The sequence below is a fragment of the Curtobacterium sp. 8I-2 genome, from assembly GCF_902506155.1.
Classification (GTDB): domain Bacteria; phylum Actinomycetota; class Actinomycetes; order Actinomycetales; family Microbacteriaceae; genus Curtobacterium; species Curtobacterium poinsettiae.
Map to the genome: position 1 here is coordinate 167,244 of NZ_LR732826.1, position 26,047 is coordinate 193,290.

Annotated in this window: 17 protein-coding genes, 1 tRNA gene, 1 rRNA gene and 1 pseudogene; 3 read left to right on the forward strand and 17 right to left on the reverse strand. The window is 72.4% G+C overall.

Going from position 1 to position 26,047, the window contains the following annotated elements; genetic code table 11:
• Positions 1-178: 178 nt before the first annotated feature.
• Positions 179-304: pseudogene (locus BOSE127_RS17475) on the reverse strand (DNA polymerase); the annotation flags it as partial.
• A gap of 25 nt (positions 305-329) precedes the next feature.
• Here BOSE127_RS17475 and BOSE127_RS00915 point away from each other — a divergent pair.
• On the forward strand, positions 330-686 hold the full coding sequence (locus BOSE127_RS00915; RefSeq protein WP_159555989.1) for a glycosyltransferase: 357 nt from the start codon (positions 330-332) through the stop codon (positions 684-686).
• A 42-nt stretch (positions 687-728) separates the two neighbouring features.
• On the opposite strand, the gene BOSE127_RS17415 is transcribed toward BOSE127_RS00915, so the two are convergent.
• The 10 genes from BOSE127_RS17415 to rrf form a co-directional block, all read right to left on the reverse strand.
• Positions 729-1,721 (reverse strand): glycoside hydrolase family 16 protein, encoded by a 993-nt coding sequence (locus BOSE127_RS17415; RefSeq protein ID WP_159555990.1) that lies wholly within the window; start codon positions 1,719-1,721, stop codon positions 729-731.
• On the reverse strand, positions 1,718-3,619 hold the full coding sequence (locus BOSE127_RS00925; protein WP_159555991.1) for a DUF7402 domain-containing protein: 1,902 nt from the start codon (positions 3,617-3,619) through the stop codon (positions 1,718-1,720). The genes BOSE127_RS17415 and BOSE127_RS00925 overlap by 4 nt, the downstream gene beginning before the upstream one ends.
• Positions 3,606-7,157 carry a glycosyltransferase gene (locus tag BOSE127_RS00930; RefSeq protein ID WP_159555992.1) on the reverse strand — a complete coding sequence of 1,184 codons (3,552 nt, stop codon included), beginning with the start codon at positions 7,155-7,157 and terminating at the stop codon, positions 3,606-3,608. The genes BOSE127_RS00925 and BOSE127_RS00930 overlap by 14 nt, the downstream gene beginning before the upstream one ends.
• Entirely contained in the window at positions 7,154-8,119 is a 966-nt protein-coding gene (locus tag BOSE127_RS00935; protein ID WP_159555993.1) for a glycosyltransferase family 2 protein, read from the reverse strand. Before BOSE127_RS00935 ends, BOSE127_RS00930 begins: the two co-directional genes overlap by 4 nt.
• Complete coding sequence (locus tag BOSE127_RS00940; protein WP_159555994.1) at positions 8,116-9,057, reverse strand: glycosyltransferase family 2 protein; 942 nt, start codon at positions 9,055-9,057, stop codon at positions 8,116-8,118. Before BOSE127_RS00940 ends, BOSE127_RS00935 begins: the two co-directional genes overlap by 4 nt.
• A 392-nt stretch (positions 9,058-9,449) precedes the next feature.
• Positions 9,450-12,248, reverse strand: a complete 2,799-nt coding sequence (locus BOSE127_RS00945; RefSeq protein ID WP_159555995.1) for an alpha/beta fold hydrolase — start codon at positions 12,246-12,248, stop codon at positions 9,450-9,452.
• Between the two features lie 298 nt (positions 12,249-12,546).
• Positions 12,547-12,618, reverse strand: a tRNA-Gln gene (locus BOSE127_RS00950).
• Between the two features lie 45 nt (positions 12,619-12,663).
• A complete protein-coding gene (locus BOSE127_RS00955) occupies positions 12,664-13,752 on the reverse strand; it encodes an NAD(P)/FAD-dependent oxidoreductase (protein WP_017887117.1) in 1,089 nt (362 codons plus the stop codon).
• Positions 13,753-13,758: 6 nt separating this feature from the next.
• The gene (gene gltX, locus BOSE127_RS00960; RefSeq protein WP_159555996.1) at positions 13,759-15,246 is read right to left on the reverse strand and encodes a glutamate--tRNA ligase; all 1,488 of its coding nucleotides are present in this window, start codon (positions 15,244-15,246) and stop codon (positions 13,759-13,761) included.
• A 126-nt stretch (positions 15,247-15,372) separates the two neighbouring features.
• A 5S ribosomal RNA gene (gene rrf / locus BOSE127_RS00965) occupies positions 15,373-15,489 on the reverse strand.
• A gap of 151 nt (positions 15,490-15,640) precedes the next feature.
• Between rrf and BOSE127_RS00970 the strand changes: the two genes are divergently transcribed.
• Together BOSE127_RS00970 and BOSE127_RS00975 are read left to right on the forward strand one after the other, a co-directional pair.
• A complete protein-coding gene (locus tag BOSE127_RS00970; protein WP_159555997.1) occupies positions 15,641-16,960 on the forward strand; it encodes a GNAT family N-acetyltransferase in 1,320 nt (439 codons plus the stop codon).
• Positions 16,960-17,424, forward strand: coding sequence for a DUF2087 domain-containing protein (locus BOSE127_RS00975; protein WP_159555998.1), 465 nt, complete (start codon positions 16,960-16,962; stop codon positions 17,422-17,424). Before BOSE127_RS00970 ends, BOSE127_RS00975 begins: the two co-directional genes overlap by 1 nt.
• Before the next feature lie 259 nt (positions 17,425-17,683).
• On the opposite strand, the gene BOSE127_RS00980 is transcribed toward BOSE127_RS00975, so the two are convergent.
• The 6 genes from BOSE127_RS00980 to BOSE127_RS01005 form a co-directional block, all read right to left on the reverse strand.
• Positions 17,684-18,688 (reverse strand): ABC transporter permease, encoded by a 1,005-nt coding sequence (locus BOSE127_RS00980; protein WP_017888405.1) that lies wholly within the window; start codon positions 18,686-18,688, stop codon positions 17,684-17,686.
• Positions 18,685-19,620 carry an ABC transporter permease gene (locus BOSE127_RS00985; RefSeq protein ID WP_017888404.1) on the reverse strand — a complete coding sequence of 312 codons (936 nt, stop codon included), beginning with the start codon at positions 19,618-19,620 and terminating at the stop codon, positions 18,685-18,687. Before BOSE127_RS00985 ends, BOSE127_RS00980 begins: the two co-directional genes overlap by 4 nt.
• Positions 19,617-21,419, reverse strand: coding sequence for a dipeptide ABC transporter ATP-binding protein (locus tag BOSE127_RS00990; RefSeq protein ID WP_159555999.1), 1,803 nt, complete (start codon positions 21,417-21,419; stop codon positions 19,617-19,619). The genes BOSE127_RS00985 and BOSE127_RS00990 overlap by 4 nt, the downstream gene beginning before the upstream one ends.
• The gene (locus BOSE127_RS00995; RefSeq protein WP_236559469.1) at positions 21,416-23,083 is read right to left on the reverse strand and encodes an ABC transporter substrate-binding protein; all 1,668 of its coding nucleotides are present in this window, start codon (positions 23,081-23,083) and stop codon (positions 21,416-21,418) included. Before BOSE127_RS00995 ends, BOSE127_RS00990 begins: the two co-directional genes overlap by 4 nt.
• A gap of 203 nt (positions 23,084-23,286) precedes the next feature.
• On the reverse strand, positions 23,287-24,246 hold the full coding sequence (locus tag BOSE127_RS01000; RefSeq protein ID WP_236559470.1) for a cation-transporting ATPase: 960 nt from the start codon (positions 24,244-24,246) through the stop codon (positions 23,287-23,289).
• A 511-nt stretch (positions 24,247-24,757) separates the two neighbouring features.
• Complete coding sequence (locus BOSE127_RS01005; protein WP_056070354.1) at positions 24,758-26,032, reverse strand: D-arabinono-1,4-lactone oxidase; 1,275 nt, start codon at positions 26,030-26,032, stop codon at positions 24,758-24,760.
• Positions 26,033-26,047: the final 15 nt, after the last annotated feature.

The window sequence follows — 26,047 nt, forward strand, 5'->3', positions numbered from 1 at the left end:
ACTCCCCCGTGCGCCCCGGCACCCCGATGTACGTGGCGGTCGTCGGGTCGAGGTCGACGAGTGTGGTGACCCAGTCCTCGGCGACACGGTCGACGGCGGACGGCTGGCGGACAGGACGGTCATCGGTCATGCCCTCGACCCTACCCAGGTGGACCACGGCGGACGGCCGCTGCGGATCGACGGACACGTCGAGCGGCACCGTCAGCTCGGCGGCGTTGCCCATCCGGGTGCGCAGGATCTCCTCGACGCGCTCCTGCTCGCCCGGAGCGACCTCGAGGATGAGCTCGTCGTGCACCTGGAGCAGGCTGCCACCGGGGTCCGTCATCGTGGTGCCGGAGCGCGACGACGTCGTCCCCGTGCTGCACGCCGCCGACGTCGTGGTGGCGCCCTCCATCGAACCGGAGGGCTACGGCCGCGTCGTCGTCGAGGCGATGTCGACCGGCCGCCCCGTCGTCGCGGCCGCATCGGGCGGCACCGCCGAGATCCTGCGCGGCGAGTGGGCCCGGTTCACCGTCGAACCGACCGACACCGACGCGCTCGCCGACACGCTGATCGAGGCACTGCACGCGAGCGGCACCGAGCCAGGCCTGGCGGACCGCTGCCGAGCCTGGGTGCGGGACCACCACGGCCGTGACCGTCACGTCGCGGCGCTGCTGCAGGCACTCCGCGACCACGCGGAGCACTGAGCGTCGACCACGCCCCGGTCTCGGTGCGGGGTCCGGAGCAGCTCAGTCGGTCGGGGCGTCGGACGGCAGCGTCGCCGCGGGCGCGGCCCCGGCAGACGGCACGTCGATGGTCAGCCAGTCGATGAGCAGCGAGCCCTCGGCGTCGGCGGGCGGGTCCCCACCGTTCGAGCCCGCCTGGACGACCAGGTGCATCGGTGCCGTCGGGATGTTCTCCGTCGTGGTGCCGACGACCTCGTCGTCGACCAGGAACGACATCCGCTCGGGCGTCCACTCGATCGTGTAGGTGTGCCAGTCGGCCAGCGAGGCCGAGGTCTGCTCGTGGACGCACTTCTCGGCCGGATCGGACAAGCAGTGCACGTTGAGCCAGGCCGGCGCACCGAGTGCCCCCTCCGGGAAGTCGATCTCACCGTCCGACCACAGGTTCTGATCGCTCCACAGCAGGACGGCGACGCCGTACCCGTCGACCTCGTCGCTCTTCATCCGGATGCTGTAGCGGCCGGAGGTCTGTCCGCCCCACTGCCCGTCGACGAGCGGCACCACACCGCCGGCGAGCGGGACACCGGCGCTGGTGGTCCGGAGTCGCACGTCGAGCAGGCCGTCGTGCGTGGACAGCGTCGACGCCTGGTACCGCCCGGTCCCCGCGGTGTCCGCGAAGCCGTGGTACGCGACGAAGCGCTCGGCGTACCGCGACTCGAAGGTGCGGTTCGTGGCGGTGTCGGCGAAGTCCTCGCCGAACACCCGGGTCCACCCGGCCGGCTGGTCGGAGGGCATCGAGACGCCACTGGGATCGTCGAGGGTCACGTCGTCCCCGTTCGCGGTGGTGGTGGCGGTCGCGGTGCCGGCGACGATGCCGGCGGCGGCCAGGAGCGCACCGGCGGCGAAGGCGGCGCGTCGTGCGCGGCGGCGCGGCGGGCGGTGCCGGGACAGGCCGCGTCCGTGTGCCGGTGCCGCGCCGTTGGCCGACGCCGCGTCGTCGGCGACGTGTTCCGACCACGTGGGGCGGGCCTCCTGGCGGTCCCCCTGGTCGTCGGTCATCCGGTCGTCCAGGCGCGGAGCTCGGAGAGTCCGACGTTGCCGGTGCTGTCCGAGACGCCCGTCACCGTGAAGCGCACCCACGAGACGCTGCGCGGGGTGAAGTCGACGGTCAGGGCGTCGCCGCCGTCCGGCAGGGAACCGACCGCGACCTGACTGCCGTCCGAGAACGTCAGGATCCCGCTGGTGACCTGGTCGGCGCTGTTCGGACGGTCGTGCAGCACGATCCGGCTGAGGCGCTGCGAGGCGGCCCAGTCGAGCTGGATCCAGACGCCGGTCCGCCCCCACGGGGCGACCCACTCGGCGGTGGTGTCGGCGGGGTAGCCCGAGACGACCCCGTCGACCGCCTTGTCGACCGTCTGCCCGGTGGACGCGTCGTCCCACGCGGCCGTCGGCACGGACGAGGCGGTGACGTCGGATGCCGTCGGCGTCGGATCCGGGGTCGGCGTCGGGGTCGGGGTCGGCGGCTCCGGGGCGAACGCCCGGATCTCGGCCAGACCGACGTTCCGTGTCGTCCGGCTCACCGAGCCGACGGTGAACCGGACCCACGTGACGTGGCGCGCAGCGAACGCCACGCGCTGCACGGCACCGCCGTCGTCGAGCGCCGGGACGGCCACGCTCGAGCCGTCCGAGAAGGTCAGCGTGCCGCCGGTGACCCGGTCGTCCCCGTTCGGCCGGTCGGCGAGGTCGACCTCGTGCAACGTGGTACCCGCGGCCCAGTCGAGCTGGATCCACGTCCCGACGCCGCCCCACGGGGCAGCCCACTCGGCCGTCGGGGCGTCCGGGTAGCCGCTGACGACGCCGTCGACGGCCTTGGCGGCGGTCTGGCCGTCGGCCGGGTTCTCGGCGCTCGCCGTGACCGATGCGCCGGAGGTGACGTCGGTGCCGTGCTCGGGCAGCGGGTCCGTCGGCGGTTCGGTGGACGACCCGACGGTGTACTGCCGGCTCAGCCAGGAGCCCTCGGGGCGGGACGCGCACGCCGAGGCCGACGCGCAGGTCTCCCCGTCGTGCGCCGCGTAGGCGAAGAACGCCGCCGACTTGGCCGCGGTCTGCGCCGCCGTCAGGTTCGAGGGTCGGTCCGCGATCGGGTAGCCGAGGTACCCCGTGAAGGTGTGGGACGTCGCCGACGCGGCCTGGGCCTCGGCGGCCAGGTAGGCGACGGTGTGGTGGTCACTGTGGTCGCCGTCACCGTAGGACCCGCCGTGGTCGAGGGTGTGGACCTCGGTGGGCGCGTAGTCGGTGAACAGTCCGCCGACGGTCGCGCGCAGGTCGGCGAGGGAGTACGACGCCGGCTGCGACGCGTCAGCGACGGTGTGGATCGTCGGGATGTGGCCCTGGTACAGCTTCTCGAGGCTCTCGTCGTCGTCGGCCGCGAAGCCCGAACCGTCGACGTCGCCGTCCGGCAGCTGGAGGAACACCAGGCTGAGCGCCGGGTCGGTGGCCAGGGTCTCGGTGTGCAGTGTGCGTCCCGCGACGGTGGCCTGTCCGGTCGTCCAGACCGGGTCGACGCCGGCGATCTCGGCGTAGGACGCCATCAGCCCGTCCTGACGCGCCTGCCAGTACCAGGCGGGCTTGCCGGCGTCGCCAGCGGTGACGACCACGGAGCGGACGCACTTGCCCGCGTCGACGTCCGCACGGAGTTCGGTGCCGGAGAACAGCAGGTCGTCGTCGGCGTGCGCCACCAGGGTGAGGACACGACCGGCGCTGCAGTCGACACCGGCCGGGCCGGGCACCGCCGGACCACCGCCCTCGGAACGGCTGGTCGGCGTCGATGCCGAGGCCGCAGCACGCGTCGCGTCGAGGGCCGGGGCGGCGAGCGCCACCAGCGCGAGGACCGCCGCGGCGGACGCGGCACCGATGCGCCACGCCCGCCCGGTCCGCCGACGGTCAGTCCGCGGCATGCGCGAGGCCCGCCTGGGTGATCCGGTAGACCGTCGTGGTGCCGGAGCCCCACACACGCTTCCAGTACGGCGAGTCGGCCATGGCTGCCCGGACCCGCTGGTAGTCGGCCTCGGTCTGGTACCCGTAGCGCTCGTCGTACGCGCCGAACGGCTCCGCGACCATGGCGTAGTACTGCGTGGCCGGCCACTCGAGCACCAGCGAACGGGTCATCTCGGAGACGTCGTCGACGGCGTCGTAGCCCCGGGGTCCCGGGTAGTCGCCGAGCACCTCGCGGGACAACCAGCCCACGTCGAAGTAGCGCGACCCGGTGTTGCTGGGGACGGCGTTCGCCGAACCGGTCAGCAGCATGACGGAACCCTTCGGGGCGGTGGCGTCGTAGAACTGCGTCGCGGCGGACTGGCTGCGCGGGGGCACGCGGTTCCAGTCGAGGGCGGTCTGGCCGAAGGCGCCGACGGCGACCATCGCGGCCACGGCGGCGGCGGCGAAGACGGCCGTGACCGCCGTCGGTCGGAAGGTGCGCTCGAGCAGCTCACCGGCCCACGCGAAGCGGCCGCTCGGCCTCGGCAGGCCGGCCGCCAGGATCGCGATCCACGGTGTCGCGAACAGCACGACCCGGAAGATGCCCTCCTGGCCGTAGTTCGTCGCGACGAGCAACGAGATCGGGCTCGCGGCGGCGGTGAGCAGGCCCCAGTGCACGCGGTCACGACGCATGAGCACGGTGAGCACCGCCACGAGGCCGAGCACGATGAGTGCCACGGCCGGCACGTCGAACGCGAGCCGGGTGACGAGCGGTTTCGGCAGCACCGTCATGTCGTGCGACGGCGGCTGCACGTTGTCGAGCACCTTGCCGACCGCCGCCAGGGACAGGAACTTGCCGAGCACGTCGCCGTTCAGCATCGCGAACCCGATCGCCGGCACGAGCACGACGACGGGCAGCCACCAGGGGCGGAGCAACCGGAACACGACGAGGGTCACGAGCGCCGCGACCGTCAGGTAGGGCGAGATCTGGTGGGTCACGACGAGCACGATGCCGATCGCCGTGATCGCGATGATCCGGGACAGGCCGACACGGCGTGGACGGAGCACGGTGGTCCGCAGGCCGTCGTCGGTGGTCACGGCGGTCCGGCGCAGCGGGCCGACGGCGAGCACCAGGATCACCAGGGACATCAGGATGCCGACGGACTGGGGCGAGAAGTACGTCGTGTTGAGCGAACCGGTCATCGCCGTCAGGAACGCGGCGATCCACGGACGACGGTTGCCCGGCAGCCAGTTGGCGGCCAGGACACCGACCGCGATCGTCGTGCTGAAGGCGAGCAGGACGGGGACCCACGCGGCGATGGTCATGGCGTTGTCGATGCCGCCGACGTCCGCGACCCAGGCGCCACCAGCGAACAGGCCGGACCACGTCTGGAAGATGTCGGCCGTGGGGTTCGTCCCGCCCCAGCGTCGGATGTACTCCAGGACTCCGATGTGCCGGGCGGCCGCCATCACGGTCGGCATGCCGTAGGTGATCGCCTGGGCGAGCTGGATGCTCCCACCGAGCACCACGACGGGGACCGCGAGTCCGCGGCCGCGCACCACGGCGACGACGGCGGCCGCGACGACGATCGCGAGGCCGATCACCAGGCCGGGGCCCAGCGATCCGAACAGGCCGTCGGGCACCGGATCGCCGACGTGGGTCAGCGCGGCGACGACGATGACGAGCAGACCGGCCACCGAAGCGGCGGTCACGGTGTGCGTCGGTGACCACCGGCGCGCCGGTGCGGCACCGTCGGTGGGCAGCAGGCGGGCGCGCCGGAGTTCGGCGAGGTCCCGCGGCACCGCGATCGCCAGGGCGAGGGCGGTGAGCACGACGACCCCGACGAACGGCACCGTCGGTTCCCAGATGCGGAACGTCGCCATCGTGTAGCCGATCGCGATCGTGCCGACCAGCGACGCCGTGACGGCGAAGACGCTGAACCGGGCGAGCGGCATCGGACGGACGAGCAGGAGCGGTGCGACACCGAGCAGCGCGAACAGGAAGACGCCGATCGCGCTCCCCCGCAGCACCGGCAGGTCACCGACGGCGCCGACGACCGCGACGAGCAGCGTCGCGGTGACGAGCCCCGCGGCGCTCAGCCGGGTGAGCGGCCCCATGGCGTCCGCCACCACCGGGCGGCCCGAGCGGGTACCGGCCAGGCCGTGCCGGAGCTCGTGACGACCGCGTGCGGTGCGGTCGATGGTGCCGCCACCCCGCAGGCGTTCGACGAGCGCCAGGACGGGTGCGGTGAGCACCGACCGTCGTTCGACGCCCCGCAGCCGCCGTTCGGTCGCGGCGAACTGCGCGTCGACCGGGTCCGTCGCGCGGGCCCGGTCCGTGCCGGTGTCCCCGGCGACGTCCGACGCACGGTCGCCCTGTTCGAGACCGAGCCGGGCGAAGGCGTTGATCGCCTCGGGGGCCGCGTCCACCGAAGCGGTGAAGGTGTCGCGGTCGAAGGCGTTCTTGGTCATCCAGGCTCCGAGTCCGTGGCCGTGGGCAGCGGCGGCCGCGCGGAGCGACGCGACGTCGTCCGCCGATCGCTGCCACGCGATGGCGGCCGGTTCGACGGCGATCGCGGATCCGGCGAACAGCAGTCGTGTGAAGAGGTCGAGGTCGTCGCCGCCACCGACGCTGGTGCCGGGACCGAAGGCGGTGTCGAACCCACCGATCCGGAGCGCGGCCGCACGGCGGACGGCGAGGTTCGCGCCGGTGCCGTACGCGGCGGCGGCGAAGGGGTGCAGCGGCAGGTCGTCCACCGCGTCGTCGAGCCGGAACACCCGACGGCGGACGGTGCGCGCCCCCGGGGTGTGGGCGTCGTGCCAGCGCTGTGCCGGGGTGCGGAGTTCCGCACTCGGCACGAGACCGGTGACGCAGTCCACGTCGTCAGCGGCCGCGAAGGCACGGGCGACGGCGTCGACCCAGTCACCGTCGACGACGGCGCCTTCGTCGACGAACGCGACGACCTCGCCCGAGGCGGCGAGCAGACCGGCGTTCCGCGCGGCGGCGAGCCCCTCACCCGGCGCGGCGATGGTGGTGACCCGGCGTCCGCCGATGTCGACCGTCGCCACGCCCTCGTCGTCGGCACCGCGGGAGACGACCACGACGTCGAAGTCGGGGTACCGGTTCGCCAGCACCGAGCGCATGGTCGTGCCGGCGGCGCCGTCCGTGCAGAGCACCACGGTGACGGACGGCAGCACCAGACCTGCTGCCGGCCGACGCTCGGGGGCCGGCATGGGCCGGATCGCGCGCTGCAGCGCACGGACGTCGATCGTGCCGCCGATGCGGCGGCGTTCGGTGATCTCGGTCTCGACGAAGCCGAGCGGCTCACCGCGGTCGCGGACGAGCAGCCGGGCACGCCCGTACCCGGCCGATCCCTGCAGGGCGATGACGTCCCGGTGGCTCGACGCGTGCACGTCGGCCCGGTCCACCTCGCCGATCCAGAGCGCGCCGTCCCACGTGGGGACGAGCGGTCCGCTCACGATCGGCGAGAGGACCATCGCCAGGGTCGCGCGGGTCACGGCGTCCCCACCGTCTGCGGGAGCGGGGCGGGTGCCGGCGGGGTCCGCACGACGAGGGCGCCGAGGACCCGGCCGACGGCGTAGCCCGCGACCGTCGAGACGACGGAGAGCGCGATGGCGTACGCCCGCAGGCCTCCGCCACGACCGACGTGGCGGAGTTCCCGCAGCACGGCGCCCGGGATCACACGGGTCAGGTAGGTCGACTCGCTGGCGAGCGAGTCCCCCGTGCCGACCCGGCGGCTCAGGACGGCCTTCGAGATGCCCTCGTAGTAGCTGCGACGACGCAGGTACCGCATGGTGACACGGTCCGGTGAGACCCGGTGCGACACGTTCGACCGCGGTTCGTGGCGGATCCGCGCACCCGGACGGGCCTGGGCGATGCGGATGCAGAGCTCGGTCTCCTCGCACCCGAGCGGCTGGTTGCCGACCCGACCGATGCCCGAGCGGAACCCGCCCGCGAGCAGGATCGCGTCGCGGCGGAAGGCCATGCTCGAGCCGATCACGTTGCGGACGTCGCCGGGGGTCTCCGGCAGGCCGCGGTACGAGCAGCCGACGATCCAGAGCAGCTCGTCGGCGTACGGGCCGGCGCCGGTGGCGGTCGGCCAGGACGGGGTGGCGCGGCCCCCGACGCCGACGACCTCGGGGTCCTCGAGCGCGGTGAGCATGTGCCCGAGCCAGTCCGGGTCCGCCGTGGCGTCGTCGTCCAGGAACGCGACGACGTCGGCGTCCGTCAGGGCGACGCCCGTGTTCCGGGCACCGGACAGCCCGCGGTCCTCGGTGTTCGGGACGACGCGGAGTCCGGGCCAGCGGGCCGCGGCGCGCAGCAGGAGCTCGGGCTCGTGGTCGATCACGACGACGACCTCGGGCGCCTCGGGCTGACGCCTGGCCGACTCGACGCTGTCCTGCAGGTCGCCCCAGCGCTGCTGGGTGTAGGCGCAGATGACGACCGCGACGCTCGTCACGCGACGTCCTCTTCGAGGATGCCGGCGGTCGCGGCGACGGGGGTGCCGACCGGAGCGTGCCCGGCGGCGTGCACCGGAGCGTGCCCGGCGGCGTGCACCGGAGCGTGTCCGGCGGCGTGCACCGGAGCGTGCCCGGCAACGAGCTGCCTGGCCGGCGGCACGACGCTCATCGCCGCCCGGCGGACCTCGGCACGGCCGATGGCGGCGCGACGGCGCTCGTGCATGATCGACTTCAGCACGCGGATGCCGTCGGTCACGGCGTTCAGGTTGCTGGAACCGTGCACGCGGAGCTTCTCGTGGCTCGGCACCTCGGTGATCGCGAGTTCGGCGGCCGACCAGCGGCAGGTGAGGACGGTCTCGATCTCGAACCCGTCGCCCCACAGCATCGAACCGTCGGCCGGCTTCGGCAGCTCGGACGACAGCAGACCGATCTCCGGCAGCACGTCGGCCCAGAAGGCGTTGTAGCCGTAGCAGAGGTCGCTGTAGCGGGTGCCGAGGATGACGTTGCAGAGCAGGTTCAGGCCGCGGTTGCCCATGTTGCGGACGATCGTGATGTCGTCGCTGCCGCCGCCGAGCGAGTACCGGGTGCCCTTCGCGACGTCGGCGCCCTCGACGAGTGCCTGGACGAACCGAGGGATCTCGTCGGGGTCCGCGGAGCAGTCGGCGTCGAACATCACGACGACGTCGCCGGTGACGGCCTCGAACCCGCACGCCAGGGCGTTGCCCTTGCCCTTGCGCGTCTGGTGCACGACGCGGATGCCGGGCATGACCCGCTGGGCCGTGGCGATCGTGTCGTCGACGGAGTTGCCGTCGACCAGGATCACCTCGTACACGGGCGGGAGCTTCGGGAGGATGATCTCGAGGTTGCGGGCCTCGTTCCGCGCCGGGATGACGACGGAGACCCTCGGGTCTGCAGGGCGGACGGTACGTACGGGCATGGCGCGGTCCTGTCGGGTCAGGGTTGCTGTCGGGTGGTGGCTCGTCGAGACGAGCGGTGCGTCCTCGGATGACGCCTCGACGACGGTGATCGTCGTCGGTCGAGCAGCGGGACGCGGGTACGACGCCGCCGGCTTGCCGCGGGTGAGTGGGTACTCTCCCCCGCGGTTCCAACCATCGCCGTGGCCGGCGGGAGGGTCAATGCACGCTGCGGTCCCTTGCGGACACCCGGGTGCGGATACGGAAACCCGCAACGCTCGCGCAGGTGGGCCGCCGGGCGCGGCGGCCGACGGGTGGTGGACGAGCCACGAGCGGACGGGAGGCGCGGTGCCGGCCGGCCCCGCGCCTCCCGTCCGCTTCCTGGTCGCGACCACCGCACCCGGTGCGCAGCCGCTCAGCTCCGGGGTGCGTGCTCCGTCGCGAACGCGGCCCGCAGCGCCGTCGCGAGGTCGGCGACGTGCGGTTCCCGCAGCAGCGAGCTGTGCTCGGCGGCGATCCGTACCGTCTCGGTCTCCCCGCGCAGCAGCGCGGACCAGCCGGCGGCGTCGGGGTTCGCGTCGGCGAGCACGTAGGTGGCGCGCCCGTGGAACGGCGTCGGGTGGTGCCGTCTGGTCACGAGCTCGGCCTGGTCGAAGAACGCGTCGAAGTGTCGCTGGCCGCCGTGACGCAGGACGCCGGCCGTGTAGGCCCGGAGGCGCTTGGCGACGTGCTCGCCCCACGACGTCCCGGACGGCAGCACGCGCCGGAGTGCCCCGTCCACGCGCTGCCGCACGGCCCGCACGGTGGGGTTGCGGTGCTCGCGCGGCTCGAGCCGACCGAAGTGCAGCCGAGCGGTGTCGGACCCGGTCCGCGGCAGGTACGTGTCGAGGAGCGCGAGGTGCTCGACCTGCTCGCCGCTCTCGGTGAGCAGCCGTGCGATCTCCAGCGCGACCAGTCCGCCGAGCGAGTGCCCGACGAGCACGTACGGTCCCCGGGGCTGGACGATGCGCATCAGGGCGACCCAGCGGCGGGCGCTCCGCTCGATGGTCCAGTCCGGCACCCCGCGGCGTTCGAGCCCGTGCTGCTGGAACGCGTACACGTCGTGCTCGGGCAGGTGGCGCGACAGCGGCAGGAACGTCAGCGCCAGGGCACCGCCACCCGCGAAGCAGAACACCGGCGGACGGCCGCCCTCGCGCGCCTCGGACACCTTCACGACGTCGGGGTGCCTCGGCAGCGCGCTCGTCCCGCTCCGCACACGGCGGGCGAAGGCGCGGAGCGTCGGGTGCTCGAGCACGTCGGACGAGCGCAGGTCGACCCCGAGCCGGTCCTGCACGACGGCGAGCATCTCCTCGGCGGACAGCGAGTCGCCGCCGAGCGCGGAGAAGTCCTCGTCCAGGTGCACGCCCCGCAGGCCGAGCACCTCGGCCCAGATCTGCCCGACGACGAGCTCCCACTGGTCGTACTCACCCTCGACCATCTCGGTCTCGACGCTCGGCGCCCCGGGGAGTCCGGCCCGGTCGACCTTGCCCCGCTCGTTCCGCGGCAGTTCGGTCATCGGCACGATCGACGCCGGCACCATGTACTCGGGCAGCCGGTCGCGGAGTGCCCGTCGGAGCGCACCCGGTGCCGGGGTGCGCTGCCCCGGCCGGCCGACCACGTAGGCGACGAGCCGGGTGACGGAACCGGGATCGACCTGTGCCGTCACGACCGCGTCGTGCACCTCGGGGACCGCGCGGAGCGCCGCCTCGACCTCGCTCGGCTCGACCAGGTAGCCGCGGACCTTCACGGCGTCGTCGGACCGGCCGAGCAGCACGAGCCGGCCGTCGGGGTCGACGCGTGCCAGGTCGCCCTGCCGCCAGCTCGGGGTCCCGACGGGGATGCCGACGGCGGACTCGGCCTCGCCGGTGCGACCGGCCCGTTCGGCGGTCTTCTCCGGCGCGCCCCAGTAGCCCGCGGTCAGGGCGTCGGAGACGACGACGAGCTCGCCGGTCTCCCCCGGGTCGGCCCGGCTGCCGTCCTCACGGAGCACGAGCACGGTCTTGCCGGGCAGTGGCCACCCGGCGGGCACCACGCCCTCGGGCACCGGCTCGCCCGGGGCCACCGGGCAGTACGCGACGCACGCGGTCTCGCTCGAACCGAAGGCGTTCAGGAGCAGCGTGTCCGGGTCCAGGTGCGGTCGGGCTGCGGCGAGGTCGGCGCCGGTGACGGGTTCGCCCGTGGTCATCAGGAAGCGCAGGCCGCCGAGCACCGGTGCGGTCCCGGCTGCGGTCCCGTGCGCTCCGGGGGCGCTCTGCGACCCGACGATCGAGCGCAGCAGGTGCGGGGTGCAGACGAGCACGTTCACGCCGTCGTCCCGGAACCGTCCGAGCAGCCGTTCGACACCGAGGTCACGCGGCTCGAGCAGCACGATGGTGCCGCCGCACAGCAGTGTGTCGAACGAGAACAGCAGCCCGGCCGCGAACGACAGCGGCAGGACCACACCGAGGCGGTCGCCGGGTCCGAGGCCCAGGGCGAGGGCATCCTGCTCGGCGTTGGCGATCTGCTGCCGGTGCGTCAGGACCACGCCCTTCGGCATGCCGGTCGAGCCCGAGGTGAAGACGATCGCGAAGGGGTCCCGCCCGCCGGGGGCGCCTGCGGCGTCCGTCGTGGGGGCACCACCGGGTGCGGTTGCGGTGTCCGTCGCAGGGGCATCCCCGGGTGCGCCCACGTCCAGCAGCTCGCCGAGTGCGTGCACCCGGCCGTCCCGCTCCGCGACGACACCGGCGGCCGGTGCCGCTCGTTCGGTGTCGGCCACGATCTCGTCGACTCCGGCGAGCCGGGCCACGTGCGCCAGCCGTGCGGCGGGCAGGTGGTCGTCGAGCACCACCACGGTCCGACCGGCACGCACCAGCGCCAGGATCCCGATCACGGCCTCGGTCGACTGTCCCGCCATCAGCCCGACCGGCTTCGACGCCCCGCCGGGGGTCTCGTCCACGCCGGCGCCGCTGTGGTCGTCGGGCCGGAGCGTCACGGTCAGGGCTGCGGCCAGCGCGCGGGACGCCCGGTCCGCCTGGGCGTACGTGTACGGACGGCCGTTCCCCGCGAGCGCGGCGGCGTCGCCCCGGAGCGCCACCACGCGGTCCCAGCGGTCCAGCACGGAGTGGTCGGCCGCCGCGGGGACGGCGGCTGGGTGGTGCCAGGGATCGATGGTCGTCAGCGGGTCGGCGGAGGTCACGATGACACCTCGGGTGCTCGGCAGCGGACCGCCACGACTCCCGCGACGGTCTTCCGACCGTAGGACCGCGCTCCCCGCGCACGCGAGCAGGTGCCGGGTGGGTGCGGGGAACCGCAACCCGGCCTGGAGGCGCGGCCCGCGCCCGCCACGGAGGCTGCGGATCCGGATCGATCGGTCCACCGCCCTGGGCAGTTCTCGCGCAGCGGTGGCTCATCGCTCGGGGATCGTGCGGTTCCGCGCAACCGCCCCGCGGAACGAGAACAGCCCCCGAGAGATCCCGGGGGCTGTTCATCAAGTGCTGGGGTACCTGGACTCGAACCAAGAACGACGGTACCAGAAACCGCTGTGTTGCCAATTACACCATACCCCAAAAGGCCTGTCGGCCTTCTGGCCCGGTCACCCGGGGCACGATCAACTACTGTACAGCATCCCGGAGGTCCGTGAGACCACCAACCAGGTCTCGGTGCACGGCAGCGGCGGTCGCGGCTCCGTGCCCGGCGGCGACGATGAGCTGTTCCGGGCCGGGCGGCGTGACGTCTCCCACGGCGTAGAGCCCCGGGACCGATGTCCGGCCGACCCGGTCGACCACCAGGAGTCCCTGCGGGTCGCGCAGCAGGCCTCCGAGCGACCCGGGCGTGTCGGCGTCCGCGGTCGTCGTCGTGCTCCCACCGACGTTGGCGCTGGCGTTGGCCTTGGTGCTCTCGCCGGCGCTGACGCTGGTGCTCTCGCCGGCGCTGGTGCCCGTGCTGGTGTGCAGCCAGTCGAGGTCCGCGTGCCACACCGGGCGGACGAACCCGCCGGCGCGTGGCTCGACGTGGCCGTCGGCGAGCCGGACGCCGGTCATCCCGGTGCGGTCCCCTTCCAGGTCCTCGACGGCCCGCTCGTCCACGACGACACCGGCCGCCGCCAAGCGTGCGCGACCCGCATCGTCGATCGGCGCGATGCCGTTCGTGTAGACGATCAGGTCGTCCGTCCACGACGCGATGAGCAGCGCGCGGTCGACCACGTCGTCGGTCTCGCAGATGAACGCGAGCGGCTGCCCGGCCTTGTCGTACGCATCGCACTCGACGCAGCTGTGCACCGCCGTGCCGTAGAACGCGCGGAGCATCGGCAGTGCCGGGAACTCCTCACGCAGCCCGGTGGCGACGACGACCGTCCGGGCGCGGGCGTCGAGCTCGGTGCCGCGCCACGAACCGTGCACCCGCCAGGCGTCCGTGTCAGGGTCCGGAGCCACCAGGTCGACGACGGACTGCACGACCGTCGCTTCCGGGTAGCCCTCGACCTCGGTCCGGCCGAGCTTCCGGAGCTCGAGCGGCGAGATGCCGTCCCGCGTCAGGAAACCGTGCGACCGCAGGGTGGCGGCGTTCCGGGGCCGGTTCGCGTCGACGAGCAGCACGGTCCGCTTCGCCCGGACCAGGTTGAGCGCCGCGCTCAGGCCGGCCGGCCCGGCGCCGATGACCGCCACGTCGTGCACGATCGGCACGGTCTGCTCGGTGCTGCCCACGGTCGTTCAGCGCGCCGCGAGGGCGCGGAGCCGGGTCAGGGTGGACTCCTTGCCCAGGATCTCCATCGACTCGAACAGCGGCGGGCTGATCCGACGCCCGGACACGGCGACGCGCAACGGGCCGAAGGCCACGCGGGGCTTCAGGCCGAGCTCGTCGATGAGGGTCGCACGGAGCGCACCCTCGATCGACTCGGTGGTCCAGTCCTGCACCCCCTCGAGCGCCGCGATGCCCGCCGTCAGGACGGTCGCCGTGTCGCCCTTGAGCGATGCCAGCGCGTCGTCCTCGACCACCAGATCGGCGTCGGCCGTGAACAAGAACCCGAGCATCGCCGGTGCCTCACCGAGCAGCTGCATGCGCTCCTGGACGAGCGGGGCGGCCTTCGTCAGGACCTCGAGCTGCTCCGGGGTCGCCGGGTCGCTGACGAACTCCGTCAGGTACGGCAGCAGGCGCGACCGGAAGTCGTCCGGTGCGAGCAGCCGGATGTGGTCCCCGTTGATCGCCTCGGCCTTCTTGTGGTCGAAGCGGGCCGGGTTCGGGTTGACGTCGGTGACGTCGAACGCCGCGACCATCTCGTCGATCGAGAACACGTCGCGGTCAGGGCCGATCGACCACCCGAGCAGTGCCAGGTAGTTGACGAGCCCCTCGGGGATCATGCCGGCGGCGCGGTGGTGGAACAGGTTCGACTCGGGGTCACGCTTCGAGAGCTTCTTGTTCCCCTCCCCCATCACGTACGGCAGGTGTCCGAACACCGGGATGGACGGCGCGAGGCCGATCTCGTACAGCGCCTCGTACAGGGCGATCTGTCGCGGGGTCGACGACAGCAGGTCTTCACCACGGAGCACGTGGGTGATCCCCATCAGGGCGTCGTCGACCGGGTTGGTGAACGTGTAGAGCGGCTTGCCGTTCGGGCGGACCACCACGAAGTCCGGGAAGGTGCCCTGCTTGAACGTGATCTCGCCGCGCACCAGGTCGTCGAAGCTCAGGTCGCGGTCCGGCACACGCAGACGGAGCGCCGGCTCGCGGCCCTCGTCACGGAAGGCCTGGCGCTCGGCGTCGGTCAGGTCACGCTCGTGATTGTCGTAGCCCTGCTTGGGATCACGACCGGCTGCCTTGTTGCGGGCTTCCATCTCGTCCGGCGTGACGAAGGACTCGTAGATGTGTCCGGACGCCTTGAGCTTCGCGATCACGTCGTCGTAGATCGCGGTGCGCTCGGACTGCCGGTACGGTACGTGCTCGCCACCGGCGTCGACGCCTTCGTCCCAGTCGAGCCGGAGCCAACGGAGCGCGTCGAGGATCTGCGCGTACGACTCCTCGCTGTCGCGGGCTGCGTCGGTGTCCTCGATGCGGAACACGAGCTTGCCGCCGGTGTGGCGGGCGTAGGCCCAGTTGAAGAGGGCGGTGCGGATGAGCCCCACGTGCGGGGTCCCCGTCGGGCTCGGGCAGAAGCGGACGCGGATGTCGGAGCCGGAGGCGGTGGTGAATGGCGCAGTCATGACCCGCCAACCTTACCGCGGCACCCGCCCGTCCTTCCTGCGCTGTGGATGACGCAGAACAACCCCGGGAACGCAGAAAACCCCTGACCACGAATGGTCAGGGGTTCCCTGGTGTTACTACGTTAAGTCCGGCGGCGTCCTACTCTCCCACAAGGTCCCCCTTGCAGTACCATCGGCGCTGAGAGGCTTAGCTTCCGGGTTCGGAATGTGACCGGGCGTTTCCCTCTCGCTATGACCACCGGAACCCGCCCCGCCACAACCCCGCACCGAGCCACCTCCACCGCCCTGACCCACGAACCCCGCACCGTGCACCCCGACACCCAACTCCCGGCGCGTGACCCCATGCAGACCACCCGGCTGTCGCGACGTCACCCGGTCCCGATAGTGTCGGAACGTGAGCAACGATGCATTCGACGACCGCTACGAGCTGCGCGAGTTCGCGCCCGGGACGGACGACAAGGGGGCACCGAACGCCGAGACGGCACCGTGGATGCAGGCCGTCGGGATGGGCTTCCACGAAGCCGACCCCGACGCCGAGGGCGCAGCCCGCATGGCGTCGCACTTCATCGCCGACGAAGAGACCTTCCTCGGCGTCTACGTGCGGAAGCCGTTCCCGGGGTCTGTCGACGAGACCTGGCCGGCCGGCACCTTCACCTGGTTCCGCAAGGCGCTGAGCTGGGGAGACGGGTCCTCCGTCGACACCCAGGCGATCTCCGCGGTCACCGTCCGTCCGACCGAACGCCGCCGCGGCATCCTGCGCCGGATGATGACGCACGCGCTCGAGCGGGGCGTCGCCGAGGGCTACGCCGTGGCGTCGCTGACCGCGTCCGAGGGCACCATCTACCGCCGCTTCGGCTTCGGCAGCGCCATCCGCGAGCGCGCGATCCACGTCCGCCGCGAACGCGCGCTCCCCCTGCTGGCGCCGACCTCCGGCACGGTGTCGGTCGTGACGCCGCAGTGGCTCGCCGACGGCCCGGGCAAAGCCGTCTTCGACCGCTTCCACGCCCGCACCCCCGGCTCCATGGTCCGCAACACCGGCACCTGGGACGTCGTCTTCGGCCTGCGTGGCCCCGACGGCCAGAAGGCGAAGGACGTCCGCGCTGCCGTGCACCGGCCCGACGGTTCGGACGACATCGACGGCTACGTCACCTGGCGCGTCAAGGAGACCAGCGGTTCCGACACCGCGCTCGAGATCGTCGACCTGGTCTACGCACACGACCGGGCCTACACCGCCCTGTGGGAGTTCCTGCTGTCGGTCGACCTCAACGACGTCGTGAAGTACAACCGGTCCCGCCTCGACGACCCGATCGTCGCGGCGCTCGGCGACAACCGTGCGTACGACGTCGACCACGAGGAGGACCACGTCTGGCTGCGCGTGCTCGACGTGGCGGCGGTGCTCGAGTCGAGGCCGTTCGCCGCCGACGGCTCGCTGACACTCGCGGTCACCGATGCGCTCGGCCACACGACCGGCACGTACCGGCTGGACGTCCAGGAGGCCCGTGGCACCGTCACGCGCGTCGCCGACGACGTCGACGTGGCCGGGTCTGACGTCCAGCTCGACGTCGCGGAGCTCGGTGCGGTGCTGATCGGCTCGGTCTCCCCCGTCACCCTGGCGGCCGCCGGCCTGGTCCGCGCTGCGGACCCGGCGTCGGTGGAGCTGCTCCGCGCGATGCTGTTGCCGCCGCGGACGCCGCACGGCATCACGTACTTCTGATGGACGTCGCCCGGGTGGTCGGCCGGGCGCGTCAGGTCGTCTCCGTCCTGGCGTCCCCGGCCCTCCGTGCGGCGGTGTTCGCCGGAGCCCCCGCCGACGACCGCACCCGGGCGGCGGTCGGCTCGTTCGACTGGGTCACCGACGACGGCCCCGACGCCGCGGTGCTCGGTCGGACGGCACGGGAACTCCAGCGGTTGCAGTCGCCGGCAGCGGTGCTCGAGTTCGACCGGATCGAGCGGATGCCGGTGAAGGACGTCGAACGACATGCGCTGTCCGTCCGGATCGTGGAGCTCGTGTTCGAGCGCCTCGGGTGTGACCGCGCCGTGCCGGAGGCCGTGCTGAACGCCGCGATCGGCATGCTGGCGGCCGACGTGTCCATCGTGCGCCGGGATGCGGTGGACCTCGGCGTGCTGACGCGCACCGACGACGGCTCGGTCTACCGGTTCGTGGGGCGCCCGGCCTGAGGCAGCCGGGCAGGCGGAGAGCCGGGGCAGGACGGGGCGGGCAGCCGGCGCAGGGCGGGGCGAGCCGGGCCCGGCGCAGACGCACGGTGCAGGGTTCGTCGGACCGTGACGGGCTACCCGCTCGGTGCGGCGTCGTAGTGCAGCACGGAGCGGGCAACCTCGCACGGACCAGCGCGCCCCGCACCGTGCGACGGGCCCGCGTCGGACCGGACCTCGCACGGACCAGCGCGCCCCGCACGGTGCGCGGGCCGACCGCGCCCTACGCCCGGCGCCGCACCCGCGGGTCGACGAACGCGTAGACGATGTCGACGATCACGTTCGCGGTCACGATCAGCAGCGCCGAGAACAGCGTGAAGCCGACGACCACCTGCAGGTCGAGCGTGTGCACCGCGTCGATCAGCAGCGCGCCGAGACCCTGCATCGAGAACACCTTCTCGGTGATGACTGCACCGCCGAGCAGCGACCCGAGGTCGAGCCCGAACAGCGTCACCACGGGCAGGATCGCCGTCCGGAGTCCGTGCCGCACGACGACCTGGCGTTCCCGCAGTCCCTTGGCCCGAGCGGTCCGGACGAAGTCCTGCGACATCGACTCGAGCATCTCGCCGCGGGTCAGCCGGGCGTAGATCGCAGCGCTGATGAAGGCGAGCACGCACCACGGCAGGATCAGGTGGGTGAACCAGCCGACCGGGTCGTCACCGAAGGCCACGTAGCCGCTCGTCGGCAGGATCCCGAGCACGAACCCGAACAGCAGGATGCCGAGCAGTCCGACCAGGTACGCCGGCGACGAGACACCCGCGACCGCGACCGTCATCACGGCCCGGTCGACGAAGGTGCCGCGACGCAGCGCCGAGACGGTGCCCCCGAACACCCCGGCCACGAGCCACAGCACAGCGGCTCCGACGGCGATCGAGGCGGTGACGGGCAGGCGCGCGAGGATGAGCTCGGTGACGCTCTCGTGCAGCTGGAACGAGTACCCGAAGCACGGCGCCGCGCACTCGATGACGCTGTTGCCGCTGCCGAAGGTCCGGCCGGTGAAGATGCCGGCCAGGTAGGCGCCGAACTGTGCGAGCCAGGGCTTGTCGGTGCCCAGGAACGCCTGCACCTCGCGCAGTCGGTCCGGGGTGCAGGGCTTGTCGCAGATCGCCCGCGCCGGGTTGGTCGGCAGCAGCATGAAGAGCGCGTACGTGATGGCCGCGACGACGAGCAGCACGACCGCCGCACCGAGCAGGCGGATCGCGAGGAAGCGCAGGGTCGCGGCGTTCACGCGGTGCCCCCTCGCGGGTCGAGGGCGTCGCGCAGGGCGTCGCCGAGCACGTTGAAGGCGAGGGTGATGAGGAACAGTGCGGCTCCGGGGAACACGAGGTACATGGGGTCGGTCTGCACCCAGCCGATGGCGTCACCGATGCTGCGACCCCACGACGGCGTCGGCGGGTTGACCCCGACGGCGAGGAACGAGAGCGCGGCCTCGGCACCGATCATCGACGGGATCGAGATCGTCGCGTAGACGGTGATGGTCGCGGCGAGGTTCGGCAGCAGCTGCGTGCGGATGACGTGCCACCGGCCGGCACCCATCGCGGTGGAGGCCACGACGTAGTTCCGGCTGACGAGCGACAGCGTCTGTCCTCGCACGACACGGGCCACGGCCGGCCAGCCGAAGAACCCGATGACGAGCACGACGAGCACGGGCTTCGGGAACGACGACGGCACGATCGCGGTGAGGGCGATCATGAACACGAGCGACGGGAACCCGAAGATCACGTCGACGACCCGCGAGAGCACCCGGTCGTACCAGCCGCCGAAGAACCCGGTCGTGACGCCGACGAGCACGCCGATGACGATCGACACCAGGGTGGCGGCGAGTCCGATGCCGAGCGAGGTCCGCGCGCCGTACGTGACGATCGAGAACAGGTCGCGCCCGGTCAGGGGCTCGACGCCGAACCAGTGCTCGCCGCTGATGCCGCCGCCCGGACCGCGCGGAGCACCGAACGAGTTGAGCGCGTCGATGTCGTACGAGTACGGGTCCTGCCCGGACGCCTTCGCGATGAGCGGGGCCGCCACGGCGACCACCAGGAACACCGCGATGACGACGGCCGAGGCCACCGCCCAGCGGTCCTGCCGCACCCGCCGCACGACGGCCCGGAAGCCGGTCGTACGGCCGGACGGTGCGACCGGTCGGTCGACCACGTTGGCCGTCACGAGGCCACTCCTTCCCACGCGCGCCACGCCTCGCGGCGGGCGGCCTGTCGCACGGGATCGGCGACGGGCGCTGCGGCGAGGAGCATGCGCGTGTAGTCCTGTTGCGGGTCGTCGAGCACCGCGTCGGTACTCCCCCGTTCGACGATCCGGCCGTCGCGCAGCACGATCACCTGGTCGGCGAGCTGGCGGACGACGGCGAGGTCGTGGCTGATGAGCAGCATGCCGAAACCGAACTCCTGCTGCAGGCCGGCGAGCAGGTCGAGCACGGCGGCCTGCACCGTCACGTCGAGTGCCGAGGTCGGTTCGTCGGCGATGACGAGTGCCGGCCGCAGCGCGAGCGCACGCGCGACGGCGACTCGCTGCCGCTGGCCGCCGGACAGCTGGTGCGGGAACCGCTCGGCCCACGTCGGGTCGAGCTGCACGGCGATCAGCAGTTCGCGGACACGCTCGGCGCGTTCGGCTGCGGAGTCGGTGCCGTGCACGAGCAGCGGTTCCGCGATGCTCCAGCCGATGGTCTGCCGCGGGTTGAGCGACGACGCCGGGTCCTGGAACACGATGCCGACCCGGCTGCGCAGTTCGCGCAGCCGGCGTCCGCGAGCAGTGCGCAGGTCGCTGCCGTCCACCTCGACCGAGCCGGCGACGACGGGCACCAGGCCCGCGAGCGCGCGCCCGATCGTCGACTTGCCGGAACCGGATTCGCCCACCAGGCCGACGGTCTCACCGGCGTGCAGGTCGAGGTCGATACCGGACACGGTGGGTCCGCCTCGGCGCGAGTACCGCACGGCGACGTCGCGCAGGCGCGCCACGAGCGGACTGGGCCCACGCCGCCGGTTCTGGTCCGACGCGCCAGCGGCGGGCCGGCCGTGCCGGTGGGGAGAGGCGCGACTCGCGTCGTCGACGTCGGCCGGGGCCGACGCGGTGCTCGCGTCTGCGGACAGATTGCGGCTTGCCGGAGCCGCGTCCGGTCCGGCAGGCCGAGTCTCGGTCGACGCGAGCGGCTCGGCGGAGCTTCCACGCGCCTCCAGGCTGGGGACGGCCGCGAGGAGCTCGCGCGTGTAGTCGGCGGTCGGGTGTGCGAAGACCTCGGCGACGGTCCCGTGCTCGACCGGGTCGCCGCGACGCAGCACCAGCAGGTCGTCCGCGACGTCCGCCACCACGCCCATGTCGTGGGTGATGAGCAACACGGCCAGGGAACGCTCGCGGCCGAGCCGCCGGAGCAGGTCGAGGATGCCGGCCTGCACGGTGACGTCGAGGGCGGTCGTGGGCTCGTCGGCGAAGAGTGCGACCGGATCGCCGGCCAGGGCCATCGCGATCATCGCGCGCTGGAGCTGGCCGCCGGACAGTTCGTGCGGGTAGGCCTTCCGGATGCGCTCGGGGTCGGCGAGCCCGGCGTCACGGAGCAGTTCGTCGACGCGTGCCCGGACCCCGGCGCGGTCGAGTCCCGACGGGTGTACCCGGACGGCCTCGGCGATCTGGGTGCCGATCGACAGGACCGGTGTGAACGAGTTCATCGGCTCCTGGAACACCACGCCGATGCCCGCACCACGGACGGCGCGGACGGTCTCGGTGGCGGCACCGATGAGCTCTTCGCCGCGGAACCGGGCGCTGCCGGACACCGTGGCCTGCGTCGGCAGGAGCCCGAGCACGCTCATGGCGCTGACGGACTTGCCCGAGCCGGACTCCCCCACCAGGGCGAGGACCCGGCCGGGCGTCAGGTCGAAGGAGACGTCACGGACGACGGGCTCCGCGTCGCCGAACGCGACGCGGAGCCCCTCGACCTGCAGGATCGGATCGGTCACTGCTTGAGCGAGACCTTGAGGTAGTTCGGGTACGCGGGGAAGTCCGCGATCTGGAAGTTCTGCACGTTCGACCCGGCGAGGAACGACTGCTTCGCGTAGATCAGCGGTACGACCGGGGCGTCGGCCATGATCTTCTGGTCGGCCTGTGCCCAGAGCTTCTGCGCGGCGTCCTGGTCGACCGTCGAGCTCGCCTTCGCGATGAGGGCATCGACCTCGGGGTTGCTGTACTTCGAGACGTTGTAGCCGCCGCCACCGATCTGCGACGAGGCGTAGAGCGGCTGGAGGTTGGCGTTCGCGCTCGGGAAGTCCGGCTGCCAGCTCGACAGCGACAGGTCGAAGTCGGTGCCGTTGGTGGTCGCCTGCGTGAAGGAGTCGTAGTCGAGCGGCTTGAGCGTCACCGTGATGCCGGCACGCTTCAGTCCGGACTGCAGCGCCTGCGCCTGGGCGAGGTACGTCGGGTCGTTCTGCGTGACGAGGGTCAGCTTCAGGCCCGAGACACCGGCCTCCTTGAGCAGCTGCTTCGCCTTGTCGACGTCGCCGGTGGCCTTCGTCTTGTACAGGTCGTAGTCCTGGCGCCCCGCGATGCCCGGGGTGATCAGGGTCGAGGCGTACGACCCGGCGATCGCGCCGCCTGCGGCGATCCGGAACGACTTGCGGTCGACGGCGTACTGCAGGGCCTGTCGGACCTTGAGGTCCTTGAGCGCACCGCGCTGCGTGTTGATCGCCATGTAGCTGATCGGGCCGGCCTTCGAGGTGGCGAGGCGGTCCTGGGCGGCCGGGTTGCTGCGCACCTGGTTCAGCTCCGCGGCACCGAGGTAGATCGCCCCGAAGGAGTTCTTGGCGTCGCCGTTGTCCGCGATCAGGGTCTGCGTGGCCGTGGACTGGTCCTGGCTCTCCTTGAACACGATCTTCGACGGGCCGGCCGTGCGGACCTCGTCGGTCTTCGCACTCCAGTTCTTGTTGCGGACCAGCGTGACCTGCGAGCCCTGCGTGTTCGACTGCACCTGGTACGGGCCGGACGCGACCGGCTTCAGGTCGTAGGCGCCGGTGTCCTTGCCGTCGCCCTCGGGCACCGGGGTGAACGCCGGCATCGACGCGAGCCACGGCCAGTCGCCGTACGCGGCGTTGAGCTTGAAGACGATGGTCTTGTCGTTCGGGGTCTCGATGCTGTCGAGCGACTTGCCGTCGAACGGGCCCTTGTAGGAGTCACCACCGACCAGGAGCGACTTGTGGTAGCTCAGGCCACCGCTCAGCGTCGGCGCGAACGAGCGCTCGATGCCCCACTTGATGTCCTTCGTGGTGATCGGCGTGCCGTCCTGGAACTCGACGCCGTCCTTCAGCGTGTAGGTCCAGGTCTTGCCGTCGTCGCTCGAGACGCCGGTGTTGGTCGCCAGGTCGGGCACGACCTTCGCCGTCTTGCCCGGCTCGACGTCCCAGGTGGTGAGTCGACGCGCGACGAGCCCCATCGACGTGATGCCGAGGCTCTGGCTGGTCGCCGGGTCGAGGTGGAACGAGGTCTGCGGCGTCAGGATGTTGAGCGTGCCGCCCTTGGCCGTGGCGTCCGCACCGTCGTCGGACGAGCCCCCACCCGAGCAGCCGGTCAGGACCAGGGCTGCTGCTGCGGCGACGGCCGCGGTGATCGTCAGGCGGTTGGGGCGTCTCATGACGGGGCTGCTCCTCGGGGAAGGGGGCGCGATCGCGGTGGCGGTCGCTGCGACGGCGGAACGGTCCACCCGCCGGGCGGCATCCATCCTGACACCGCGACGGTGGCCCGTCCGAATCTCGCGTGCGTCGGACGACGCACGACGAAACATTGCAAGCGCCGGACGCCGTCCCGCTATTCCCGATGCGTTCGCACCGTCGTGTGTCAGCGGTCGAAGAGCCCACCGAGGAAGTCGTTGCCGAGGTTCGACGCCTGCTCGCCGAGACCGGACGCCTGCTCACCGAAGCCCGCGGCCTGCTCACCGAAGCCACCGAGGAGCTGCTCACCCTGACCGGCGAGTCCCTCGACGCCACCGCTGAGGTCACCGAGCCCGAGGTCACCCATGCCCGAGGCGATGCCCTCGAAGTCCACGCCGAGGTCGGCAGCCCCTGCCAGCACCGGACCGGCGGCGGCGCTCAGCACCGCTCCCCCGGCCACCGCGGCGGCGAGGCCACCGAACGCCATCGCGCCAGCGCCGACCGCTGCACCGCCGGCGAAGGCCCCGGCGCGGCCGCGACCGTTGCCGTTGGCGTTGCCCGAGCGGCCGGAACCCCCGAGGACCCGTCGGACCAGACCCGGACGCGACATCTCCCCGCGGGTCATCGCACGGGCCATGCCGCCCGCCGAGTCGTCGCGCAGGTGCTCGTGGGGCGGGAGCTCGGAGTTCAGGCGGTCGCGGACCTGCTGGCGCTGCCCGGGGGTGAGCCGCGCGAAGGCGTCGTGGTGGACCTGTTCGAGCTGCTCCGGCGACGAGGTGCGGAGCAGGTAGTCGTACTTCGCCAGGGCGACCTTGTCGGCGTCGGCCCCGTGCTGCGGCGTGCCTGCGTGCTGCTGCTGGCCGTACTGCTGCGGCTGGCCGTACTGCTGCGGCTGGCCGTACTGCTGTGGCTGGCCGTACTGCTGTGGCTGGCCGTACTGCTGCGGCTGGCCGTACTGCTGCGGCGGCTGCTGCTGGCCCCGGTCGTCACCGGTCAGCTTGTCCGCGGCGCTCCGCACGATGCCACGCCAGTCCGTCCCGCCCTGCTGCGATCCGGCGCCGGGCGCGGTTCCCCCCTGCCCACGCTTCTGGAGCTGCTTGTCGATGACCTTCGAGGCCATGCCGATGATGCGGTTGAGGTTCGCCATGCCCCGACCTTTGCGTCCTCACATGTGGACGACCGGTACCGAAGCGGGGGTTCGCCGGGGCATCCGATGGGGATCCCCTGTGAGAGTCGATCTGCATATCAGCGGACACGTGCACGTAGGCTGGCTCCGGTCGCGTCACCGCCGGAGCGCGACCTGGGCGAAAGCGTGAGGCCCGGGACTGCGACAACAGTTCCGGGCCTCGATTCGCCTTCCGAGTGGAAAGCCAAGGGATGCATCAACCATCCCGATTCCAACGCTCGGAACCGATGGTAACCGAGCCCGCTCGGCGACGCATCCCTCGGCCGAAGCTCCTCGTGTCAGCCGGCGACGACACCAGGAGGTCAGCGATGTCGAACGACGCCGATGATCGGTCCAGGCGTCGGGTGCCCTGGCTGGGGATCGCGAGCTTGCTCGTGACCGTGGTCAGGCTCCTGATCGACCTGTCCCGCAAGGACTGAGGACCCGGGTGTCCCGCACCACAGCCGGTGGTGCGGGACACCTGTCAATCGCGTCAGGACAGGATGCGCGCGAGGAACGCGTTGCGGAACCGCCCCGTGGGGTCGAGGTCACGGGCGAGTGCGGCGAAGTCGGACAGCCGCGGGTACGCCTCGTGCAGCCGCTCGGCGCCGGCAGCCGAGACCTTGCCCCAGTGCGGCCGCGGGTCGAAGGGCTCGAGGACGTCCTCGATCCGGGTGACCGCCGCCGCAACGGCGGCGGCGTCCCGGCGGAACGTGAAGTGCAGACCGACCGACTGTCGGCCGGATGACGGCGCGAGCCAGGCGGTGTCGGCCGCGATGGTGCGGACCTCGGCGGCGATGAGGATCGGCGCGAACAGCGACGCCAGCGGTCGGAGCGCCTCGAGTGCCGCCACGGCCGAGGCCGCGGGGATCAGGTACTCGGCCTGGATCTCGGCCCCGGTCGAGGGGGTGAACGAGGACCGGAAGTGCGGCAGCCGCTCGGCCCACGGCCCTGGCACGCCGCCCTGCTCGGTGACCCCGGCAGGGTCGTTCTCACCCGGGTGCACCGGACCCGAGGCTGCACGGGCTCCGAGGGCCACGAGGTCGACCGTCGGTGCGGCCTCGTCGACGCGGTGCTTGACCCAGACCTGCCGGGCGCCCCGGTCGTCGAACGACGTGAACATCGACACCGAGTACGCGTCGGACATCACCGGGTCGAACTGCGCGGCCACGGCCTCCCACGGCAGGTCGAGGTGCACCGTCGTGGCGACCTGGAACGTCGGCTCGATCGCGAGCTCCACCGCGGTGACGACGCCGAGCGCGCCGATCCCCACGCGGTGGGCGTCGAGCAGCCCGTCCGGCGACGCAGCGTCGACGTGGTCGAGCGCGCCGGAGGCGCGCACCACGTCGAGGCCGACCACCGCCTGCGCGAGCGACGGGTTCCGCACACCGGAGCCGTGCGTCCCCGTGGCGACGGCACCGGCCGTGGAGATGTGCGGCAGGGACGCGAGGTTCCCGAGGGCCCAGCCACGGGCCTCCAGGCCGGCCGCGACCTGACTGTGCGTCATGCCCGCGGCCACACGGACCACCCGCCGGGCCGTGTCGATGTCGAGCACGGGCGGCAGGTCCGACAGCGAGACCTGGACGGCATCCGTGTCGGCGATGGTGTTGAACGAGTGTCGCGAGCCGAGCGCCGTCAGGCGCGGCGTCGAGGCGACGAGCTGCTGGAGCTCGTCCACCGACGTCGGGCGGGCCAGCGCCGAGGCGCGGTAGGTGACGTTGCCCGCCCAGTTCGTGCGCGTGCGCTCGGCCGCGATCACGTCGTCCATCGTGGGTCCTGACTC

Excerpts from the sequence above, each read along its gene's own strand:
- BOSE127_RS17415 (WP_159555990.1), bottom strand. The coding sequence starts at position 1,721 with ATGACCGACGACCAGGGGGACCGCCAGGAGGCCCGCCCCACGTGGTCG.
- BOSE127_RS00925 (WP_159555991.1), bottom strand. The coding sequence starts at position 3,619 with ATGCCGCGGACTGACCGTCGGCGGACCGGGCGGGCGTGGCGCATCGGT.
- BOSE127_RS00940 (WP_159555994.1), bottom strand. The coding sequence starts at position 9,057 with ATGCCCGTACGTACCGTCCGCCCTGCAGACCCGAGGGTCTCCGTCGTC.
- gltX (WP_159555996.1), bottom strand. The coding sequence starts at position 15,246 with ATGACTGCGCCATTCACCACCGCCTCCGGCTCCGACATCCGCGTCCGC.
- BOSE127_RS00975 (WP_159555998.1), top strand. The coding sequence starts at position 16,960 with ATGGACGTCGCCCGGGTGGTCGGCCGGGCGCGTCAGGTCGTCTCCGTC.
- BOSE127_RS00995 (WP_236559469.1), bottom strand. The coding sequence starts at position 23,083 with ATGAGACGCCCCAACCGCCTGACGATCACCGCGGCCGTCGCCGCAGCA.
- BOSE127_RS01000 (WP_236559470.1), bottom strand. The coding sequence starts at position 24,246 with ATGGCGAACCTCAACCGCATCATCGGCATGGCCTCGAAGGTCATCGAC.
- BOSE127_RS01005 (WP_056070354.1), bottom strand. The coding sequence starts at position 26,032 with ATGGACGACGTGATCGCGGCCGAGCGCACGCGCACGAACTGGGCGGGC.